Raw genomic sequence first — 20,808 nt, 5'->3', positions numbered from 1 at the left:
TTACGGTCCATTTATTTTGAAGTATAAAGATGTATCAAATCAAACTAAATTGTATTTAAATAGAAGATTTATATTTTTAGGGGAGGACGACAATATATGAGTAAAAATCAATCATATGATTACGTAATTATTGGCGGAGGAAGCGCTGGATCAGTATTAGGAAATCGTTTGTCAGAAGATAAAAATAAAGAAGTACTTGTACTAGAAGCAGGACGTAGTGATTATCCATGGGATTTATTTATACAAATGCCTGCAGCATTGATGTTTCCTTCAGGAAATCCATTTTACGATTGGAGATACCAAACTGAAGAAGAACCGCATATGGGACGTAAGGTAGACCATGCTCGAGGTAAAGTATTAGGTGGTTCAAGTTCAATTAATGGCATGATTTATCAACGTGGTAATCCAATGGATTATGAAGGCTGGGCTGAACCAGAAGGAATGGAAACTTGGGACTTTGCACATTGTTTACCTTATTTTAAAAAACTAGAAAAAACATTTGGAGCTGCGCCATATGATAAATATAGAGGACATGATGGTCCGATTAAATTAAAACGTGGGCCAGCCACAAATCCATTATTTAAATCATTCTTCGATGCAGGTGTTGAAGCAGGTTATCATAAAACAAACGACGTCAATGGATATAGACAAGAAGGCTTTGGTCCATTTGATAGCCAAGTACATAATGGTCGTCGTGTTTCAGCTTCACGTGCCTATTTACGTCCTGCAATGAAGCGTAAAAATTTAACAGTTAAAACACGTGCATTTGTTACTAAAATACATTTTGAAGGTAAGAAAGCTACTGGTGTAACGTTTAAACGTAATGGTAAACTTCATACTGTGAATGCCGGTGAAGTGATTCTTTCAGGTGGTGCATTTAATACACCTCAGTTATTGCAATTGTCTGGTATCGGTGATTCTGAATTCTTAAAATCTAAAGGTATAGAACCACGCATGCACTTACCTGGTGTTGGAGAAAACTTCGAAGACCATTTAGAAGTATATATTCAACATAAATGTAAGCAGCCAGTTTCACTACAACCAAGCTTAGATGTAAAACGTATGCCTTGGATTGGATTACAATGGATATTTGCACGTAAAGGTGCAGCAGCTTCAAACCACTTTGAAGGTGGCGCTTTTGTTAGATCTAACAATCAAGTTGCATATCCAAATTTAATGTTCCATTTCTTACCGATTGCTGTAAGATATGATGGTCAAAAAGCACCAGTGGCGCATGGGTATCAAGTACATGTTGGTCCTATGTATTCAAATTCACGTGGTAGTTTAAAAATTAAATCAAAAGATCCATTTGAAAAACCAAGTATTGTATTCAATTATTTATCAACAAAAGAAGATAAACAAGAATGGGTTGAAGCAATTCGAGTAGCACGTAATATTCTATCTCAACCTGCGATGGATCCATATAATGGCGGTGAAATCTCACCAGGACCATCTGTACAAACAGATGAAGAAATTCTTGATTGGGTACGTAAAGATGGTGAAACTGCTTTACATCCTTCTTGTAGTGCTAAAATGGGGCCAGCGTCAGATCCAATGGCAGTTGTAGATCCATTAACTATGAAAGTACATGGTATGGAAAATTTACGTGTTGTTGATGCGTCTGCTATGCCTCGCACTACTAATGGTAATATTCATGCACCAGTTTTAATGCTCGCTGAAAAAGCAGCTGATATCATTCGTGGTAAAAAACCATTAGAACCACAATATGTTGATTACTATAAACATGGTGTTAGTGATGAAAACGCTGGAGCAATGGAATTCGATCCATACTATAAACATTAATAAAATAGTTATATGAAATAAGGGTTGGAATCAAAGATGATTCTGACCTTTTTATTTTAAATATCCCCTTCTACAACATTTTTAATACGTAAAGGCATATAATGAATGAAAGAGAAGGAGTGAAATGAAATGATTAAAGATTTGGTGCAACGTTTACAAGATAAGGAAAAACGTATGATCGAGGTTCGCAGACATTTACATGAATATCCTGAGCTATCATTTCATGAAACTGAGACACCCAAATATATTGCTAATTTTTATAAAGATAAAGATTGTAAGGTAGAAACAAATATAGGACAAAATGGTGTAAAAGTGACGATAGATAGTGGTAAACCTGGGAAAACGATTGCTATTCGAGCAGATTTTGATGCGCTTCCCATTCAAGAAGATACTGGTTTATCATTTGTTTCTAAAAACGAGGGAGTCATGCATGCGTGTGGACATGATGCACATACAGCATATATGCTTATTTTGGCAGAAACATTGATAGAAATGAAATCTCAGTTCAGTGGCAAAGTAATTGTTATTCATCAACCCGCTGAAGAAATGCCACCTGGTGGAGCTAAAGGTATGATTGAAGATGGCGTATTGGATGGCGTGGACCATGTTTTAGGTACCCATGTGATGACTAATATGGCGCCTGGTAAAGTCTATTATCATAAGGGTAACGTTCAAACAGGACGTTCTTACTTTAAATTAATTGTAAAAGGTGAAGGAGGACATGGTTCTTCTCCGCATACTGCAAATGATGCGATTGTAGCGGGAGCTCATTTCGTTACTACCGCTCAAACAGTAGTCTCACGTCGTCTTAATCCATTTGAAACAGGTGTCGTCACAATTGGATCATTTGATGGTAAAGGTCAATTTAATGTGATTAAAGATAAAGTAACCATTGAAGGTGACGTTCGCGCTTTGACAGATGCTACACGTGATCGTATTGAAACGGCTTTAAAACAAATAGTTCACGGTTTGGAAGAAACGTTTGGTGTAAATTGTGAGTTTACATTTAGTAAAGATTATCCTGCATTGTATAATGATCCTGATTTTACTGAATATGTTGCAGAAACAATTAAACAGTCAAAATTAGCTGATGTTAAAGGCGTAGAAATATGTGAACCTCAACCGCCATCTGAAGACTTCGCTTTTTATGCTAAAACATTGCCAAGTACTTTTATATATTCTGGAGCAAAACCTAGAAAGGGTAAAGCATATCCACATCATCATCCTAAATTTACGATTGATGAATCAAGTATGTTAGTTGCAGCAGAAGCAGTAGGTGCTGTGGTATTAAACTATCTAACTATTGAATAAGCAGTCATACTATATATTTATAAGAAATCAATTTACATTTTTAAAGTAGAAGTCGAGTTGATATTCTAGTATTAAAGAATGTGTCATGATAGTATTATTCTATATCTAGATATTGGGGTGAGTTGATGAGTTTCTATGATTTTATGCAAGGATTTATTGATGATAAGACCCCATTAGGTGAACTTGCATCATGGATAAATCAAGACCAAGATTTTCCAAAACATGAATATCTTGCTGAAAATATACTTGATTACTTTTCTAAGATGTCGATGTTAGATCATGAATTCTTAGAAATTGTTAAACGTTCCCTTTCGTTATATGAAAAAAGATAGATGTGAATAGCAAAAATAAAAAATGATAGCTTAAAGCTAGTTAAGAAATGAAGGAACAAAGAAATGACTTTAACTGATAATTATAAAACATATGTCATAGAAGAAAAAGAAGATCAAACGATGTCTATCGAAAAAAATAATGATGTTCAATTATATACAGTACTTGAGTCAATAAATGAGTTAACAAACGATTCAATGTGTGTTTTAAATCACTTGTTTGTTAATGAAGGTAATGAACCTCAATTTGAATCTAAATTTTTAAAGCGCACTAAATATTTACAAGATGTGCCAGGATTCAAAGCTTTACGTTTTTTACGTCCTCAAACTAAGCATCGTCATTATATTATTTTGACGTTATGGAAAGATCGACAATCGTTCTATGATTGGCAAAGTTCAGACGCTTATGGTAAAACGCATAAAAAAAGAGGCACTAAACAAGGTGTCGATAATAAAATAGTTAATCGCGATTTATCTTATAATGTAAGAATAGAACTTGCTAATTTAGAAACGAGTATTGATATAGATAATATGTTTAATATTCAATGATTAAGTTTCTAAAAAAGTAATATACTGGTATAGAAACTTAATCTTTTTTATATTTAAAACAAATACCGCGTAGAATTGCATGAAATTAAGATGTATGATTTTATGAACGATGAAGATTTAAAAATTGGAAGGAAAGTAAAGTAATGAATCATTTAAATTTATTAGCACCAGAAACATATAATATTGTATCTGAAATAGAAAAACATGCTTCAAATCAAAATAAACAAGCAATTATTTATGAAAATGGTGTAGAAGAACCCATTAGTGTGACATACTCTGAATTAATTAAAAACGCTAATAAAGTAGGACATGTATTATTAAACCATGGACTAAAAAAAGGCGATAAAGTGTTAATCATGATGCCACGTGCTATCATCACGTATGAACTTTATATTGCAGCATTAAAATTAGGTATTGCAATTATCCCGAGTTCTGAAATGTTAAGAACAAAAGATTTACAATATCGTATTACGCATGGAGAAATTAATGCAGTTATTGCGTTAGCTGATTTTATAGAAGAATTTAGAGACATTAAAGAATATCATGAATTAACAAAATTTGTTATTAATGGAAATGAAGAGAATTGGATTAGTATTGAAGAGGAAAAAGTAAAGCAAAGTGATGAATTAGACACAGCAAATACAACAAGAGATGATGTTGCTATTTTATCTTATACTTCTGGAACTACAGGTAATCCAAAAGCTGTTACACATTCTCATGGTTGGGGATATGCTCATATGAAAATGGCACCTGAACATTGGTTAGCTATAAAAGAAGATGACTTGGTGTGGGCAACAGCTGCACCTGGTTGGCAAAAATGGGTATGGAGTCCATTCCTATCTATTATGGGATCAGGAGCGACAGCATTTGTGTATAATGGTAAATTTAATCCTTCTCGTTATTTATCATTATTACAAAAATTTAAAATTAATGTGCTTTGTTGTACACCAACAGAATACCGTATGATGGCAAAATTAGATAACTTAGATAAATACAATTTAGATCATTTACACAGTGCAGTATCTGCAGGAGAACCATTAAATAGAGAAGTCGTTGAACAATTCCGTAAACATTTTAATTTAACAGTGCGTGACGGATATGGACAAACAGAAAGTACGTTACTAATTGGTTTCTTAAAAGATACAGAACAACGTCCTGGTTCTATGGGTAAAGCTATTCCTGGTAGTCGTGTAGCAGTTGTTGATGATGAGGGAAACAAAGTGGATACAAATGTAAAAGGTAATATAGCATTACCACTTGATTTCCCTGGATTATTTAAAGGTTACTTTAAAGATGAGAAACGTACAAAAGATGCACATGCAGGAGATTATTATATTACTGGAGATTTAGCACATATCGATGAAGATGGTTATTTCTGGTTTGAAGGTCGCCGTGACGATATTATTATTAGTTCTGGCTATACTATTGGACCTTTCGAAGTTGAAGATGCACTCACAAATCATGAAGCGGTAAAAGAATGTGCAGTTGTAGCAAGTCCACATCCAATTCGTGGCAATATTGTTAAAGCATTTATTATTTTAAAAGAGGGTTATAAACCAAGTGATGATTTAGTGAAAGAGTTACAAACTTTCTCTAAAAAAGTAGTCGCACCATATAAATATCCACGTGCGATTGAATTTGTAGAAGATTTACCCAAAACAAACTCTGGCAAAATTCGTCGTGTTGAATTACGCGAAGCTGAACGCACAAAACATAACAACGCTCAAAATAAATAATCATATGCATCACACTGATAAATTAGTATGTCACTAATTTATCAGTGTTTTTTTATGATGAGTATACTGATGTATCAGATAACATCAATGTTGGAAATATGTCTATATTTAAAAAAATTGAAAATAAAGATAATTTTAATTGTATTTCATGCATTATTATGACATACTTTTAAATAATTAGTATGACATAATAAAAATTTGAGGTGATTTATAATGACTAAATATATTTATGCATTTGATGAAGGACAAAAATCAATGAGAGATTTATTGGGAGGTAAAGGAGCTAATCTATCTGAAATGAAACGCTTAGGTTTACCTGTACCAGATGGTTTCACCATTACCACAACAGCATGTATTGAGTATTTAAAACAAGGGAAGTCATTATCTACTGAGATCAAAACAGAATTAATTGATCACTTGGCTTCATTTTCAGAGAGAACCGGAAAAATCTTCTCTTCTGATACGAATTTATTGCTTGTTTCTGTAAGAAGTGGGGCAAAAATTTCTATGCCAGGAATGATGGATACAATATTAAACTTGGGTTTAAATGATGAAAATGTAGAAAAATTAGCTGAAAAAACTGGGGATAAACGTTTTGCTTATGACTGTTATCGTCGTTTATTACAAATGTTTGGTGAAGTCGTATATAGTGTGCCTATGCAAGCATTTGATACATATTTCGAACAGTATAAAAAACAACATCATTTTGAGAATGACGCTGCCATTAGTGCAGATGGTTTAAAAGAAATTTGTAAGCGCTTTAAAGAGATATATGTAGAAGAAGTACATCAACCTTTCCCGCAAGAGCCTTTGAAACAACTGGAAGAAGCTATAGAAGCTGTATTTAAATCTTGGGATAATGATCGTGCTCGTATTTACCGAGATTTAAATGATATTCCACACGACATTGGTACAGCAGTAAATATCCAAGAAATGGTTTTCGGTAATAGTGGAGATAATAGTGGGACAGGCGTTGCTTTTACACGTAATCCAGTGACTGGCGAAAATAAATTATTTGGTGAATATTTGCTTAATGCGCAAGGAGAAGATGTTGTTGCAGGTATTCGTACACCTAAAGATATCTCAACATTACACGATCAAATGCCAGAGGTTCATCAAGAATTTGTAGATGTGACAAAACAATTAGAAAAACATTATAAAGATATGCAAGATATTGAATTTACAATTGAAAATGGACAATTATATTTACTCCAAACTCGTAATGGTAAACGTACAGCACGTGCGGCTATTCAAATTGCTGTAGATTTAGTGAATGAAGACATTATTACTAAAAAAGAAGCAATGAAAAAAGTTGAAGTAAAATCAATTGATCAACTTTTACATCCTAATTTCGATGAGTCTTCATTAAAAGAAGCAACAGTTGTATCTAAAATGGGATTGCCAGCGAGCCCAGGTGCTGCAACAGGTCAAATTGTATTTACTGCTGAAGAGGCGAAAGCACAATCAGAGCAAGGTAAAAAGGTGATCTTGATGAGACCAGAAACGTCTCCTGAAGATATTGAAGGTATGATTGCAAGTGAAGCGATTGTAACCACACATGGTGGCATGACGTCTCATGCAGCAGTTGTAGCTCGTGGAATGGGTAAATGTTGTGTGACAGGATGTTCTGATTTAGAAATTAATACGAGTGCTAAGACGGTATACTATGGCAATCAAACACTACATGAAGGAGATATGGTTTCAGTTGATGGTTCAGAAGGTGACATTTATTTAGGTGAGATTAAAACAGTCAATGCTGAGCATAGTGAGTCATTCAATCAATTTATGGAGTGGTCAGAAAAAACAGCTCGTTTAAAAGTACGTATGAATGCAGAAACACCTCAAGATATTAAAGTAGGTTACCAATTTGGCGCTAAAGGCATCGGATTAGTACGTACAGAGCATATGTTCTTTGGGGCTGAGCGACTAGTAGAGATGAGACGTTTCATTCTATCATCCTCTCGTGAAGATCGTCTCGAAGCACTTAATCATATTAAACAATATCAAGTAGAAGACTTTAAAGAAATTTTTAAATTATCAGGTGAACATCCTACCATAGTGCGTTTACTTGATCCGCCATTGCATGAGTTCTTACCACATTCTGAGGAAGATATTGCGAATGTTGCGAAGCAATTAAATATACCGAAGGAAACATTAGATAAACGCATTGTGGATTTAAACGAAGTGAATCCAATGCTTGGACATCGTGGTTGTCGTTTAGCAATCACATACCCTGAGTTATATGAAATGCAAGTAGAAGCGATTATTGAAAGTGTATTTAAATTAAAAGAAGAAGGCATTCAGTGTAAACCAGAAATTATGATTCCGTTAGTGTCTACAGTAGAAGAATTTACCACTTTAAAAGAAAACCTTGTTAAGACGATTACCCAATTAGAAAAACAACATCAGAAAAGCGTAGATTACTTAATGGGAACAATGATCGAAACGCCTCGTGCATGTCTTATTTCAGACGAATTAGCAAAACATTGTGATTTCTTCAGCTTTGGTACGAACGATTTAACACAATTGTCATTTGGTTTTTCTAGAGATGATGCAGGGAAGTTTATAAATGTGTATACTGAAAGAAATATATTGAAACTTGACCCGTTCCAAACATTAGATAAAGATGGCGTTGGAAAACTAATTGAAGTGGCAGTTAAACAGGCAAAGAAAGTGAACGAAAATATTAAGATTGGTGTATGTGGTGAATTAGGTGGAGATGCGAAATCTATTCATTATTTCAATCACTTATCAATTGATTATGTATCATGTTCACCATTCCGAATTCCAGGAGCAATTTTAGCGACTGCTCAAAGTCAAGTGGAGGAAAGTGAGTAATCAAAAATGAATGAAGTCGAGTCACAAGCGCATAATTTAAAATTGTTTATTGTTTCAGATTCAATTGGAGAAACTGCTCAACGTATGATTCATGCAACCTTAACCCAGTTTCCAGATTTAAATAATGTAGAAATAAAAAAATTTCCTTATATTAAAGATGAGGAAGAATTTTTAAATATATTAAATTTAGCGAAAGAACACAACGCAATAGTAGCTACGACATTAGTAAGTGAATCATTTAATGCACTTGGTCACGAATTTGCTAGAGAACATGATATCCCATATGTAGATTATATGTCTGATTTAATTAGCATTGTTGAACACGTGACAGGTGAAAAACCATTGATGGAAAGTGGTGCATTAAGAAAGTTAAATGAAGCTTATTTTAAGCGTATTGAAGCCATTGAATATTCAGTTAAATATGATGATGGTAAGCATTTTTCTGATATAGGTGAAGCAGATGCATTGATTGTAGGGGTATCACGTACTTCAAAGACACCATTAAGTATGTATTTAGCGAATAAAGGCTACAAAATAGCAAACATTCCTTTAGTACCTGAAGTTAGTATTCCAGACAGTGTTTTTAAGCAAAAAGGGTTACAAGTATTTGGATTAACTGCAAGTCCACAGTATATTGCAAATATACGAAAAAGTCGTGCTGAAACATTAGGTTTGTCAAAAGCGTCTCAATATAATAATTTAAATCGTATAAAAGAAGAACTCAGTTATGCAGAAGAAGTATTTAAAAAATTAAATGCTACAGTGATTAATACTGAGTATAAATCAATTGAAGAATCAGCTTTTTATATTGAAAAGTTTTTACAAAATAATAAATAATCATCATATAAGGTTGTAAGTAAATCATTAAGTGATTGTAATGACATCATGTTATAATAAAACTTTGATCATTCAACTAAACATTCTTACTGTTTAGCTTATATTGATAAATCTTTCTGCTTAATTTAATGATAATGAATTCATTAATTCGAATATTTAAGTTTTTCTGATTTACAATTGACTATATTTGTTTTAACATAGTAATGAAAGACTTAACACATTACTAAAACAATATATTGATTACTAGATATTAGGGAAACAAGAGCAACAGGTAATTATAATATATTGTGAAACATAATTTTTGGAGAGGTGTACAAACATGACAGAATCAAAAGATATGATTATTGTCGGTGCTGGTGTAATTAGTACAACAGTTGCATCTATGTTCAATGAACTTGTACCTAACTGGAACATCGATCTTTATGAACGTTTAGATCGTCCAGGTATCGAAAGTTCAAATGAACGTAACAATGCTGGTACTGGTCACGCTGCATTATGTGAATTAAACTATACTGTAAGACAACCAGATGGTACGATTGACATTGAAAAAGCAAAAGAAATTAACGAACAATTTGAAATTTCTAAACAATTTTGGGGTCATTTAGTAGAATCAGGACAAATTAAAGATCCTAGAGATTTCATTCATCCTTTACCACATATCAGTTTCGTACGTGGTAAAAACAACGTTCAATTCTTAAAAGAACGTTACGAAAAAATGAAAGATTTCCCTATGTTCGATGATATCGAATACACTGAAGACATCGAAGTAATGAGAAAATGGATTCCATTAATGATGCAAGGTCGTTTCGATGATGGCTTAATGGCTGCTAGTAAAATCGACGAAGGTACTGACGTTAACTACGGTGAATTAACTCGTAAAATGGCACATAACTTACAAAACGACGATTCAAACGTAAACGTCAACTATAATCATGAAGTACAAGACTTCAAACGTTTATCTAACGGTAAATGGCAAGTTAAAATTAAAGATTTAGCTAACAATAAAGTCTTTACTAAAGAAGCTGACCATGTATTCATCGGTGCTGGTGGTGGATCTATTCCATTATTACAAAAAACTGGTATCGAAGAAGGTAAACATATCGGTGGTTTCCCAATCATTGGTCAATTTATCGCTTGTACAAATCCAGAAGTTATCGAACAACATGATGCGAAAGTTTATGGTAAAGAGCCACCTGGCACACCACCAATGACTGTTCCTCACTTAGATACTCGTTATATCGATGGTGAAAGAACATTATTATTCGGACCATTCGCAAATGTTGGCCCTAAATTCTTAATTCACGGTTCTAACTTAGATTTATTCAAATCAGTTAAACCACACAATATCACTACGTTATTAGCTGCAGCAGTTAAGAATATGTCATTACTTAAATATTCATTTGACCAAATCATCATGACTAAAGAAGGTTGTATGAACCACTTACGTACGTTCTACCCTGAAGCTCGTGATGAAGATTGGCAAGTATATACTGCTGGTACACGTGTACAAGTTATTAAAGATGATGAAAAAGAAGGTAAAGGATTCATCCAATTCGGTACAGAAGTGGTTGACTCTAAAGACCACTCTATCATTGCTTTACTTGGTGAATCACCAGGGGCTTCTACATCAGTTTCAGTAGCGTTAGAAGTTATCGAAAGAAACTTCGAACAATATTTAGATGAATGGAAACCAAAAATCAAAAAAATGATTCCTTCATATGGTGAATCATTAATTCATGATGTTGACTTAATGAGAAAAACTCGTCGTTTAACATCTAAACAATTAGAATTAGGTTTCTATGAAAATACTAATGCTAAATAAGAAAAATTAGAAAACTGTTAACAGGACATCACGTTCTGTTAACAGTTTTTTTATTAAATAAATTTAATGGTTATAACTGCTTAAAAACATGAAAAAAGTGATGAGCACGTGACTCATCACTTTTAAATAAAAATCTGACTATTAATTTTTATTTACTGAAGCATCGTAGATTGAATCTACTGCATCGCCTAAAGCTTTATCAAATTCTTCTTTTGATTGGCCTGCACGTAAATCACTTGCTAATGCACGTGAGAAGCTTGCAATTAATTCATCATTGTCTTTTAATAATTTGTTTGCTTCGTCTCTGCTGTAGCCACCAGATAATACAACAACACGAACAACATTTGGATGATCAGCTAATTCTTTGTATAAGTTAGCTTTAGTAGGGATAGTTAATTTTAGCATTACTAATTGATCATCATTTAAAGAATCTAAGCCTTTTTTAAGTTCAGCTTTTAATACTTCTTCGATTTCAGCTTTGTCTTTAGCGTTAATGTTTACTTCAGGTTCAATGATAGGTACTAAACCTTTAGCAATGATTTTTTTAGCAATTTCAAATTGTTGTTCAACAACGTCTTTGATACCTTGTTCATTTAATTCTAAGATGTTAGAACGCATTTTAGTACCGAAGATATGACGTTCAACTGCACGGTCTAAAGTTTCATCTAAGTTGTCGATAGGTTTCATTAATTGGACACCATTTTGCTCTTCAGCTAAACCTTTGTCGACTTTTAAGAAAGGAACGACACCTTTATCAGCTAAGTAGTCACCAGTATATTTACCTTCAACTTCACGATCCATAGTTTGTTCAAATAGAATCGCACCTAAAATTTTATCTGAAGTAAATGAAGGTGAAGTGACAACACGTGTACGCATATCATGTACAAGTTGGAACATTTCGTCATCATTGCTGTATTGATCTTCGTTTACACCATATTCTTTTAATGCTTTTGGAGTACTACCACCACTTTGGTCTAATGCAGCGATGAATCCTTTCCCATGACTTACTTTTTCTAATTGTTCTTTATTCATTATGCCTTTCACTCCTTTAATAAACTTTCAATATCATTATCGTAAAAAATAATAATATTCTCAAGTATAAAGTAATTAATTATTGAAATTTCTTAATTAACAATTTACAATTTTATGAAATTACCGTATTTATACATTTAATGTAAACATTCAAACATATTCAAAGGGGATTGTTATGAAACAACGTATATTAATTATTGGTAGCCCTGGTTCTGGAAAATCAACATTGGCATATCAACTACATTTAAAATATCAACTGCCACTTTACCATATTGATCAAATTCAATGGCTTAATAATAAAAACGTCATTACTTTTGAAGAATTAAAACAAAAACTTGAATCTATTGTAGTAAAAGAGGAATGGATTATTGATGGAAATTATTCTAGTACACTTAGTATGAGATTAAAATATGCAACTAAAGTCATATGGATTAAAGAACCAAGAGTAAAATGTATACTTAGAGTAATCAAGCGTTACATATATTCACTATTTAACAGAGAACATATCGGAGGAAATCCTAAAACATTAAGTTTTGAATTTATTAAGTATATTTGGGATTTTCCTAAAAATAATGAGCAATTTATCATGCAACAAATGAAAAGATCAATACCAAATGTTCAGTGGATCATCGATGATTCTAAAGCATTATCTTTACGTTTTCTTTAAAATTTTAATATATGTAAATATTAAATAGAATATTTTATAAAACTTTAGTGTATCGTATATTTTTTGTTAAAATATGCTATTCTAAAGTAAGTTAAGTTCTTATTAATTGAAGTTAGTCTTTATTTTTAAATCGTTTATATATGATAACTAAGTTCTTAATTAATACTTATATACTTTCTTGGAGGAACAGTAATGAAGAAAAATAAAATTTTTGCTGTATTAACAACAAGTGCTCTATTATTGGCGGCTTGTAGTAATGGAGATAATGCATCTGATAGTGGACAAAAAGATGGAAATCAGAAAAATGAGCAATCTAGTAATAAAAGTGGTAATAGTCAAAGTGATGCATTGAAAAAGAATAATGATAAAAATACAAATGAAAATAAAGTAGAGTATCCTAAAGATGGTGTTAAAGGGATTTATGTAACAAGTAATTCTACACAGGGTGCTAAAATGGATGAGTTAGTTAAATTCATCAAAGATTCTAATTTAAATACCATGGTTATCGATGTGAAAGATGATACAGGTAACATTACTATGAAATTAAATACAGGCAATAAACAAGTGGATAAAAATACGCTTGATATTGTAGATGGTAAAAAATTATTAAAAAAACTACATGATAATAATATTTATCCAATTGCACGTATTGTGACATTTAAAGATACAAAATTAGCAAATGAACACCCTGAATGGACATTCAAAAATAGTGATGGTTCTGTTTGGACAAATGGTAAAGGGGATAGCTTTGTTAATCCATTTATGAAGGAAGTATGGAAGTATGATATTGATGTTGCAAAAGCAGCTGCAAAAGCAGGCTTCCAAGATATTCAATTTGACTATGTACGCTTCCCAGAAGGATTTGAAAATCAAGCAGATAGCTTAACTTATAATAAAGGTGAATATAAAAATAGTCAGATGAGTTCAGGCGATCAACGTGTGGATACAATTACTAAATTCTTAGAATACGCAAATAAAGAATTAAAACCAATGGGAGTTAATGTGTCAGCTGATGTATTTGGTTATTCTGCATTAGTTGAAAATGCACCTGGTATTGGTCAAAGCTTCCCTAAAATTTCTAAAAATGTAGATGCCATTTCATCAATGATTTATCCATCTCATTGGAGTAATGGAGATTTCGGTTTACAAGCACCAGATACTGAGCCATATAAAACAGTTAATCGCTATATTCAAAAAGAAAATAGTTTATTAGATACATTAGGTAAAGATAAGCCTATTTCAAGACCATGGATTCAAGACTTTACCGCTTCATATTTAGGGGCTGGTAATTATATTGATTATGATGCAAAAGCGATATCTGAAGAAGTTCAAGCTTTAAAAGATAACGGTGTGAATGAGTTCTTATTATGGAATGCAGGTAATGATTATACAGAAGGTGTTAATTATAATCCAAAAAAAGGCAATGCTAAAGAACAAGACCCTGAAGGTGTAGAACAAACTAAAAACAAAGATGATCAACATTCTGATAGTCAAGATAATGAACAAGCGGATAATAAAAATAAATAATATAGAGACAGTTTCTTGTATATTAATTTAGTATGGAAATGATTTATCTTGTAGAACTATTTAAACGAAATCATGATTAAACAAAAGGAGTGAGTCAGAATTCATTTTGAATTTGTTGACTCACTCCTTTTTTATTTATTAAAAATGTTTAGTAGATCAATAAGAATGACTATGATGTTTTCGTTTAAGTAATAATGAAGTTCCCATAACTAATAGAAGTGAGGCTAAAAGTTGAGTTGAGTGTTGTTGTGTATCGTCTCCAGTACTTGGGAGTGTTTTAACAGAAGATTGTGATGTTTGAGTATTTTTAAGTGACTTAGAGGATGGCACCTCAGAAGAAGCAACTGTTCCTACATAATAACGATTGAGTTCACGTGCACAATCAACAGAATTAACTTGTTTATCATTAGAAGAGGAAGGTGTTTTAGCAGCTTTAGCGATACCTGATTCTGCATGAATACGTGTATCTTGAAGTTGATTAAAGTCACTATATGTACCATTTTTGTACTCAACTTCGCCATTTTTATAAACTTTATACATTCCACTGCCTTCATTTAATCTATTATGACTTATAATTTCAAAGTATGCGCCTTTGTCAACAGTACGACCAAGTCGTTGTAGATTTGGATTACCTCCACTATTAGATAATGCATCTGTAGCAATTTGTTTAGCGTTTTCTTTAGTCACTAAGTCAGCAGTATGTGCTTCTACAGATTGAGTCGTTGTAAGTAGCATTGTACTTGTTAAAAGTGTAGATGCGATGAAAGATACTTTCTTCATAATGAAAACCCCATTTCATTCATGATCAATTACAACTAGAGTGTAGCATTTGAATAGATCAGAAACAGGGTTTTAAAAAAAATCATAATAAATCTTTAACTTAACTTAAAGAATAAATGTTTTGTAAACATTAAATCAATATTTATCACATAATTTATATAAGGTATTAATATTTCTTTTTAGAAAAATATGAAATGGAACAAGCCATTAAAATCATAAAAATAATATGAGCAATCATCCATAAACCGTATTCTGTCCAGTTAAAGTGAAAGAATGAACGCTTTGCCATAGCGATGAGTGACGGATAAAGAGAGGCAAAAACAATCATTAATAAGACATAACTTAGTTTATATAATGGTTTAAAGACATGATAAATAAGTAAGAAAATAAAATATATTAACCATCCTATAAAAATATGAATGGCTAGTTCTAATAATAATGGCGTTTTGCTTGGGTCAATTAAGAAATCAATATTAATTAACAATAAAGTAAGATGAGTCGATTGAACTAAGACATCCATTATAGCCATTGTAATTAATAAGATGATACTTATAACTAAAGCACTAAGACAATGATAAAAATAATAGATCATAATTTCCCTCCTTCTTATATACATAGTATAAGAATATTCCCTGAAATATTTGGTTTAACACTTTTTGAATTTTTAGAATATTAAAAAAACATATTGACCAACGTTTAAATCAATGATAAGTTATTAATAATTCAATAATCTATTAACTCTTATCAAGAGTGGTGGAGGGATGTGCCCTACGAAACCCAGCAACCGTCATGGTATGACATGGTGCTAATTCACATAAAGTTAATCATACTTTAGAAGATGAGAGAAAGTGTATCGATGCTTTCTCTTAATAGTAGAAAGTATTTTTTTATGTCTTTACATATCTAGTAAGAGTAAATGAGAGTTGAAAATTTATAAAAAGGTGTCAATACATATGAAAAAATTAATAGGTATGATCAGTATTGTATTAGTAATTATTACGCTAACGGCTTGTGGAAATCAGAAAGAAGATAATAAAAAAATTACCGTAGCAGCGTCGCCAGCACCTCATGGTGATGTGTTGAAAAAAGCTAAAGAAGAAATGAAGAAAAAAGGATATGATTTAGAAGTCAAAGAAGTTAATGATTATAAGGTGCCTAATAAATTATTAGATAAAGGCGATGTTGATGCGAACTTCTTCCAACACGTTCCATACTTGAATGCTGAAAAGAAAAGTCATGGTTATAAAATTGAAGAATTAGGTAAAGTGTTTACAACGCCTATGGGTGTATATAGTAAAAAATATAAAAATTTAAAAGACATTCCAGATGGATCGACGATTTACGTTTCTAATAATCCTGCAGAAGAAGGACGTTTTCTATCTTTCTTTGTTAATGAAGGATTAATTAAATTAAAAAAAGGCGTTAAAATTGAAAATGCAAAATTTGAAGATATTGCTGAAAATAAAAAACACTTGAAATTTAACCATCAACAAGGGGCAGAGTTTTTACCAAAAACATATGAGAATGGTGAAGGAGCTGCAGTAATTATAAATTCAAACTATGCGCTTGATAATGGTTTAAAACCGTCTAAAGATGCTATTGTTATGGAAGGTAAATCATCACCATTTGCGAATACGATTGCCGTGCAAGAAGGTCATAAAAATGATGAAAAATTCCAAACATTATTAAAAGTTATGCAATCTAAAGAAATCAAAGCGTATATTAAAAAAGAATATGGCGATGATGTTATTCCATACGAAAACAAATAAGTCATAAAAGGTCTCTATTAGAGGCCTTTTATGATTTATATTTATCATTGTTTAAAAGATAGAAACAATATATTTTAATTTTTCTGAAAATATTTACAAATCTGACAATTATTAGTAAGATATTGATTATTATCACAAGAATTGAAGTCAATAAAGAAAGTTAGATATAAGTTGTTGATACTTTGGGAGAGGATGAGTCAATTTGAGTAAAGCAGAGGATATGATAAAAGAAGAGAGCAAGTATTTTGCTACTTCAGGACGTATAAAATATTATCCATTAGTGATTGATCATGGATATGGAGCAACTTTAGTAGATATAGATGGAAAAGAATACATCGATTTGTTAGCTAGTGCAAGCTCACAAAATGTGGGTCATGCACCACAACAGGTAGCAGAGGCGATTAAAAAGCAAGTAGATAAATTTATTCATTATACCCCCGCATATATGTATCACGAGCCTTTAGTGAAACTGTCTAAAAAGTTATGCGATATTGCGCCAGGTGATTATGAAAAACGTGTCACATTTGGTTTGAGTGGTTCGGATGCGAATGATGGTATTATCAAATTTGCACGTGCTTATACGGGACGACCCTATATTATCAGCTTTACAAATGCTTATCATGGCTCTACATTTGGAGCGTTATCAATGTCGGCTATCAGTTTAAATATGCGTAAACATTATGGCCCTTTATTAAATGGTTTTTATCATATTCCATTTCCAGATAAATACAGAGGGATGTTTGAACAATCTAAATCAAACACTGTTGAAGAATATTTAGCGCCATTGAAAGAGATGTTTGCTAAATATGTTCCAGCTGAGGAAGTAGCTTGTATTGTGTTAGAAACGATTCAAGGAGATGGTGGACTATTAGAACCAGTAGAAGGCTATTTTGAAGCACTTGAAGCGTTATGTCGAGAATACGGTATTTTAATTGCTGTTGATGATATCCAACAAGGATTAGGTCGTACAGGTTCTTGGAGCTCTGTGGACCACTTTAACTTTACACCAGACCTCATTACATTTGGTAAATCATTAGCAGGTGGATTACCAATGTCAGCGATTGTGGGTCGAAAAGAAATTATTGAAAGTCTTGAAGCACCAGCACATCTATTTACGACAGGGGCAAATCCAGTAAGTTGTGAAGCGGCTCTTGCTACGATTGAAATGATAGAAAACGACGACTTACTAACAGCTAGTTCTGAAAAAGGAAACTACGTGCGTCAACGTATGAATCAATGGGTAGATCAATACGATTACGTAGGAGATGTGCGCGGTATTGGGTTATCTATTGGAATTGATATTGTTAAAGACAAACAGTCAAAAGAAAGAGCTGCTGAAGAAGCATTGAAAATTTGTAATTACTGTTTTGAACATGGTGTAGTGATTATTGCAGTTGCTGGGAACGTCTTACGTTTTCAACCGCCACTCGTTATTACTTATGAACAGTTAGATAAAGCGTTAGATATTATTGAAGAAGCGCTTCAAGCACTACAAGATGGTAATTTAAATCAATATAGTATAGAAGGACAAGGTTGGTAAAATATATTAAAAGAGCAAGAAAAGACATTAAGTGAATGTCTTTTCTTGCTCTTTTTCAGTATACTCCCCTTAAAAAACAATTGAATGTTTCTTAAGGGGATATGAGAAATATAAGTTAGTTCATTATCTTAATCTTTTGGTACGACATAATCATCTTCATCATTCTTTTTAGAATGTTTAATACCATAGAGTACATAAATAACAATACCAACTAAGAACCAGATTAATGTATAAAGTTTAGCTTCAAAACTTAATCCCCAGAATACAAGCAAGACTAATAAAAAGGTAATGACAGGTAATACAGGGAAGAATGGCACTTTAAATGCTGGAACTGGTAAATCTTTGCCTTCACGTTTTCTTAAACTATACATTGCAATAGATACAAACATAAATGCAATTAATGTACCTGCTGAAATTAATTGAGCTAAGAAAGCAAATGGGAACATTGAACCAATTAAAACACCGATAACAGTGAGAATAACAAGCGCTCTATTAGGTAAATGTTTATCATTTAATTTGGCTAACCAAGAAGGTAATAATCCGTCACGACCAAATGAATAAAGTAAACGTGAACCAGCTAACATCATACCGATTAATGCTGTAAACATACCGATGACTGAAATAGCTTGAACTACTGCTGCTACTACACCATGTCCACTTTGACGAAGTGCCCAACCTACAGGTTCAGCATTCCCAGCATATTTTGAATAATGGAACATACCAACTAATACTAAAGCTACAGCTACGAATAAAACAATCGCAATGATTAATGAACCTAAAATACCACGAGGCATCGTTTTTTGCGGATTAATAGCTTCAGCTGAGTTGGCAGCAATTGAATCAAATCCTATGTATGCCAAGAAAATCATTGATACACCCGCATAAATACCTTGCCATCCACCAAAATCACCAGTTTCAGTGACTTTATGCTCAGGAATAAATGGAACATAGTTACTTGCTTGAATTGCTGTTAATCCAACAATAACGAATAAAACAATCGCTAGAACTTTTAAAATAACAAGAATATTTTCGATACGAGCAGCTTCACTCATACCACGAGATAATAATAATGCAGTTAAAATAATAACAATTGCTGCAACTAAGTCTATAATTCCTCCATTTGCACCAAAAGGGTTAGATAAAGACTTAGGTAACGCAATACCTAAAGGAGACACAAGTCCTCTTAAATTGGCTGAAAAACCAGAAGCTACAAAGGCAACGGCAATAAAGTATTCGGCAAGTAATGCCCAACCAGCTACCCATCCAAAGAATTCACCAAATAAAACGTTAATCCAAGAATATGCAGAACCAGCAAAAGGCATGGATGCAGCCATTTCAGCATATGAAAATGCAACTAAACCAGCAACAATTGCAGCTAATAAGAAAGATAAAGCTACGGCTGGACCAGCATGCTCTGCTGCTACTACACCAGGTAGTGTGAAAATCGATGTTGATACAATAGTACCTACACCTAATGCAAGAAAATCTTTAACACGTAACGTACGTTTTAAATGTCCATCTTTACTTTGATAGATAGTGGGATCTTCTTTTCTAGTAAAATTTTTGAAAAAACTGGCCATAATTATGAACCTCCACTAATAAGTTTAAAATTTAATGAATTAGCTTGTTAGCTATATAACATTTATTATCATAGCATAAAAGAACGGTATTTTGTCTAAAATTTCTGAAAATTTCAAGTTTTCTTACTTTTAATCAAACAAGAATACATAACTAGAAAATTTAAATGATAGATTTGATTATATCAGATAAATCTAAAATAAAAACAACAAAAAAGAGTATATTTACTCCAAAAATATAAAAAGTAGTAATTATATCAATATTGGCACTATAATGATAGAAGACAAGTCAAGTCATTAGACCTTTTTAATTGTGTCATTTTACAATGGTTAAAGTATATTGACCTATTCCAATATGGAATGGTTACTATCGAAAATATGTATTTTATTAATGTTTCGATGCGTACTATAATAAGAAACGTAATAAAGTTACAACGTATTCAAATGTTCTAATAAGTATGTCTTACTATCATTCCCTTAAACATGACATATATAATAGAAAACTCCCATCTCATATTTGAATATGTCTAATTAACTGAGGTTACACTTCAACTTTAAAAATTGAAGTTATTTAAATATAAAGAAGCCGCAATTAACATGTGACTAAGTCTTTCCCTCTTTTTCCCTAAAAAAATAGACATGTGTGTGGCTTCTTTTTAATTGGGTATAAAAAAATAGAAAAGTAATTTTG

Annotated in this window: 16 protein-coding genes and 1 riboswitch; of the genes, 12 read left to right on the top strand and 4 right to left on the bottom strand. The window is 32.3% G+C overall.

All coding sequences use genetic code 11. The features are described from left to right. Positions 1-96: 96 nt before the first annotated feature. The 8 genes from betA to lqo all read left to right on the top strand — a co-directional run bounded on the left by betA (position 97) and on the right by lqo (position 11,225). A complete protein-coding gene (gene betA, locus HMPREF2647_RS05305) occupies positions 97-1,803 on the top strand; it encodes a choline dehydrogenase (RefSeq protein WP_002449442.1) in 1,707 nt (568 codons plus the stop codon). Positions 1,804-1,932: 129 nt separating this feature from the next. Next, positions 1,933-3,114 (top strand): amidohydrolase, encoded by a 1,182-nt coding sequence (locus HMPREF2647_RS05300; RefSeq protein WP_070859670.1) that lies wholly within the window; start codon positions 1,933-1,935, stop codon positions 3,112-3,114. Between the two features lie 125 nt (positions 3,115-3,239). Then, positions 3,240-3,446, top strand: coding sequence for a YozE family protein (locus tag HMPREF2647_RS05295; RefSeq protein ID WP_002488219.1), 207 nt, complete (start codon positions 3,240-3,242; stop codon positions 3,444-3,446). A 63-nt stretch (positions 3,447-3,509) separates the two neighbouring features. Beyond that, complete coding sequence (locus HMPREF2647_RS05290; protein WP_048762286.1) at positions 3,510-3,992, top strand: antibiotic biosynthesis monooxygenase family protein; 483 nt, start codon at positions 3,510-3,512, stop codon at positions 3,990-3,992. A 143-nt stretch (positions 3,993-4,135) separates the two neighbouring features. Continuing rightward, positions 4,136-5,728, top strand: coding sequence for an acyl-CoA synthetase MbcS (gene mbcS / locus HMPREF2647_RS05285; protein ID WP_002449501.1), 1,593 nt, complete (start codon positions 4,136-4,138; stop codon positions 5,726-5,728). Between the two features lie 213 nt (positions 5,729-5,941). Continuing rightward, positions 5,942-8,566 carry a pyruvate, phosphate dikinase gene (gene ppdK, locus HMPREF2647_RS05280; protein ID WP_070859667.1) on the top strand — a complete coding sequence of 875 codons (2,625 nt, stop codon included), beginning with the start codon at positions 5,942-5,944 and terminating at the stop codon, positions 8,564-8,566. Positions 8,567-8,572: 6 nt separating this feature from the next. Then, positions 8,573-9,403, top strand: a complete 831-nt coding sequence (locus tag HMPREF2647_RS05275; RefSeq protein WP_002449455.1) for a pyruvate, water dikinase regulatory protein — start codon at positions 8,573-8,575, stop codon at positions 9,401-9,403. 319 nt (positions 9,404-9,722) lie between these two features. After that, positions 9,723-11,225: an L-lactate dehydrogenase (quinone) gene (gene lqo / locus HMPREF2647_RS05270; protein ID WP_002449218.1), complete on the top strand. Its 1,503-nt coding sequence runs from the start codon at positions 9,723-9,725 to the stop codon at positions 11,223-11,225. 141 nt (positions 11,226-11,366) lie between these two features. Here lqo and HMPREF2647_RS05265 read toward each other — a convergent pair whose 3' ends face one another. Next, the gene (locus HMPREF2647_RS05265) at positions 11,367-12,257 is read right to left on the bottom strand and encodes a fructose bisphosphate aldolase (protein ID WP_002449395.1); all 891 of its coding nucleotides are present in this window, start codon (positions 12,255-12,257) and stop codon (positions 11,367-11,369) included. 175 nt (positions 12,258-12,432) lie between these two features. Between HMPREF2647_RS05265 and HMPREF2647_RS05260 the strand changes: the two genes are divergently transcribed. After that, the gene (locus HMPREF2647_RS05260; RefSeq protein ID WP_017175435.1) at positions 12,433-12,924 is read left to right on the top strand and encodes a P-loop NTPase family protein; all 492 of its coding nucleotides are present in this window, start codon (positions 12,433-12,435) and stop codon (positions 12,922-12,924) included. Between the two features lie 192 nt (positions 12,925-13,116). Next, entirely contained in the window at positions 13,117-14,451 is a 1,335-nt protein-coding gene (locus HMPREF2647_RS05255; protein WP_017175109.1) for a putative glycoside hydrolase, read from the top strand. A gap of 156 nt (positions 14,452-14,607) precedes the next feature. On the opposite strand, the gene HMPREF2647_RS05250 is transcribed toward HMPREF2647_RS05255, so the two are convergent. Continuing rightward, the gene (locus HMPREF2647_RS05250; protein WP_017175108.1) at positions 14,608-15,231 is read right to left on the bottom strand and encodes an LPXTG cell wall anchor domain-containing protein; all 624 of its coding nucleotides are present in this window, start codon (positions 15,229-15,231) and stop codon (positions 14,608-14,610) included. 166 nt (positions 15,232-15,397) lie between these two features. Next, positions 15,398-15,823 (bottom strand): hypothetical protein, encoded by a 426-nt coding sequence (locus HMPREF2647_RS05245; protein ID WP_049382381.1) that lies wholly within the window; start codon positions 15,821-15,823, stop codon positions 15,398-15,400. 146 nt (positions 15,824-15,969) lie between these two features. After that, a riboswitch (SAM riboswitch) is annotated at positions 15,970-16,076 on the top strand. Positions 16,077-16,184: 108 nt separating this feature from the next. Here HMPREF2647_RS05245 and HMPREF2647_RS05240 point away from each other — a divergent pair. Together HMPREF2647_RS05240 and HMPREF2647_RS05235 are read left to right on the top strand one after the other, a co-directional pair. Beyond that, the gene (locus HMPREF2647_RS05240; RefSeq protein ID WP_017175106.1) at positions 16,185-17,000 is read left to right on the top strand and encodes a MetQ/NlpA family ABC transporter substrate-binding protein; all 816 of its coding nucleotides are present in this window, start codon (positions 16,185-16,187) and stop codon (positions 16,998-17,000) included. Positions 17,001-17,202: 202 nt separating this feature from the next. After that, the gene (locus HMPREF2647_RS05235) at positions 17,203-18,540 is read left to right on the top strand and encodes an aspartate aminotransferase family protein (RefSeq protein ID WP_017175105.1); all 1,338 of its coding nucleotides are present in this window, start codon (positions 17,203-17,205) and stop codon (positions 18,538-18,540) included. A 128-nt stretch (positions 18,541-18,668) separates the two neighbouring features. Here the strand turns inward: HMPREF2647_RS05235 and HMPREF2647_RS05230 are convergent, their stop codons facing one another. Further along, positions 18,669-20,120 carry an APC family permease gene (locus tag HMPREF2647_RS05230; protein WP_070859664.1) on the bottom strand — a complete coding sequence of 484 codons (1,452 nt, stop codon included), beginning with the start codon at positions 20,118-20,120 and terminating at the stop codon, positions 18,669-18,671. Positions 20,121-20,808 lie beyond the last annotated feature (688 nt).

The organism is Staphylococcus sp. HMSC035D11 (assembly GCF_001836075.1).
In the GTDB taxonomy this organism is placed as follows: domain Bacteria; phylum Bacillota; class Bacilli; order Staphylococcales; family Staphylococcaceae; genus Staphylococcus; species Staphylococcus hominis.
Note: the sequence above shows the minus strand (reverse complement) of the source record. Positions and strands in the feature narration are given on the sequence as shown.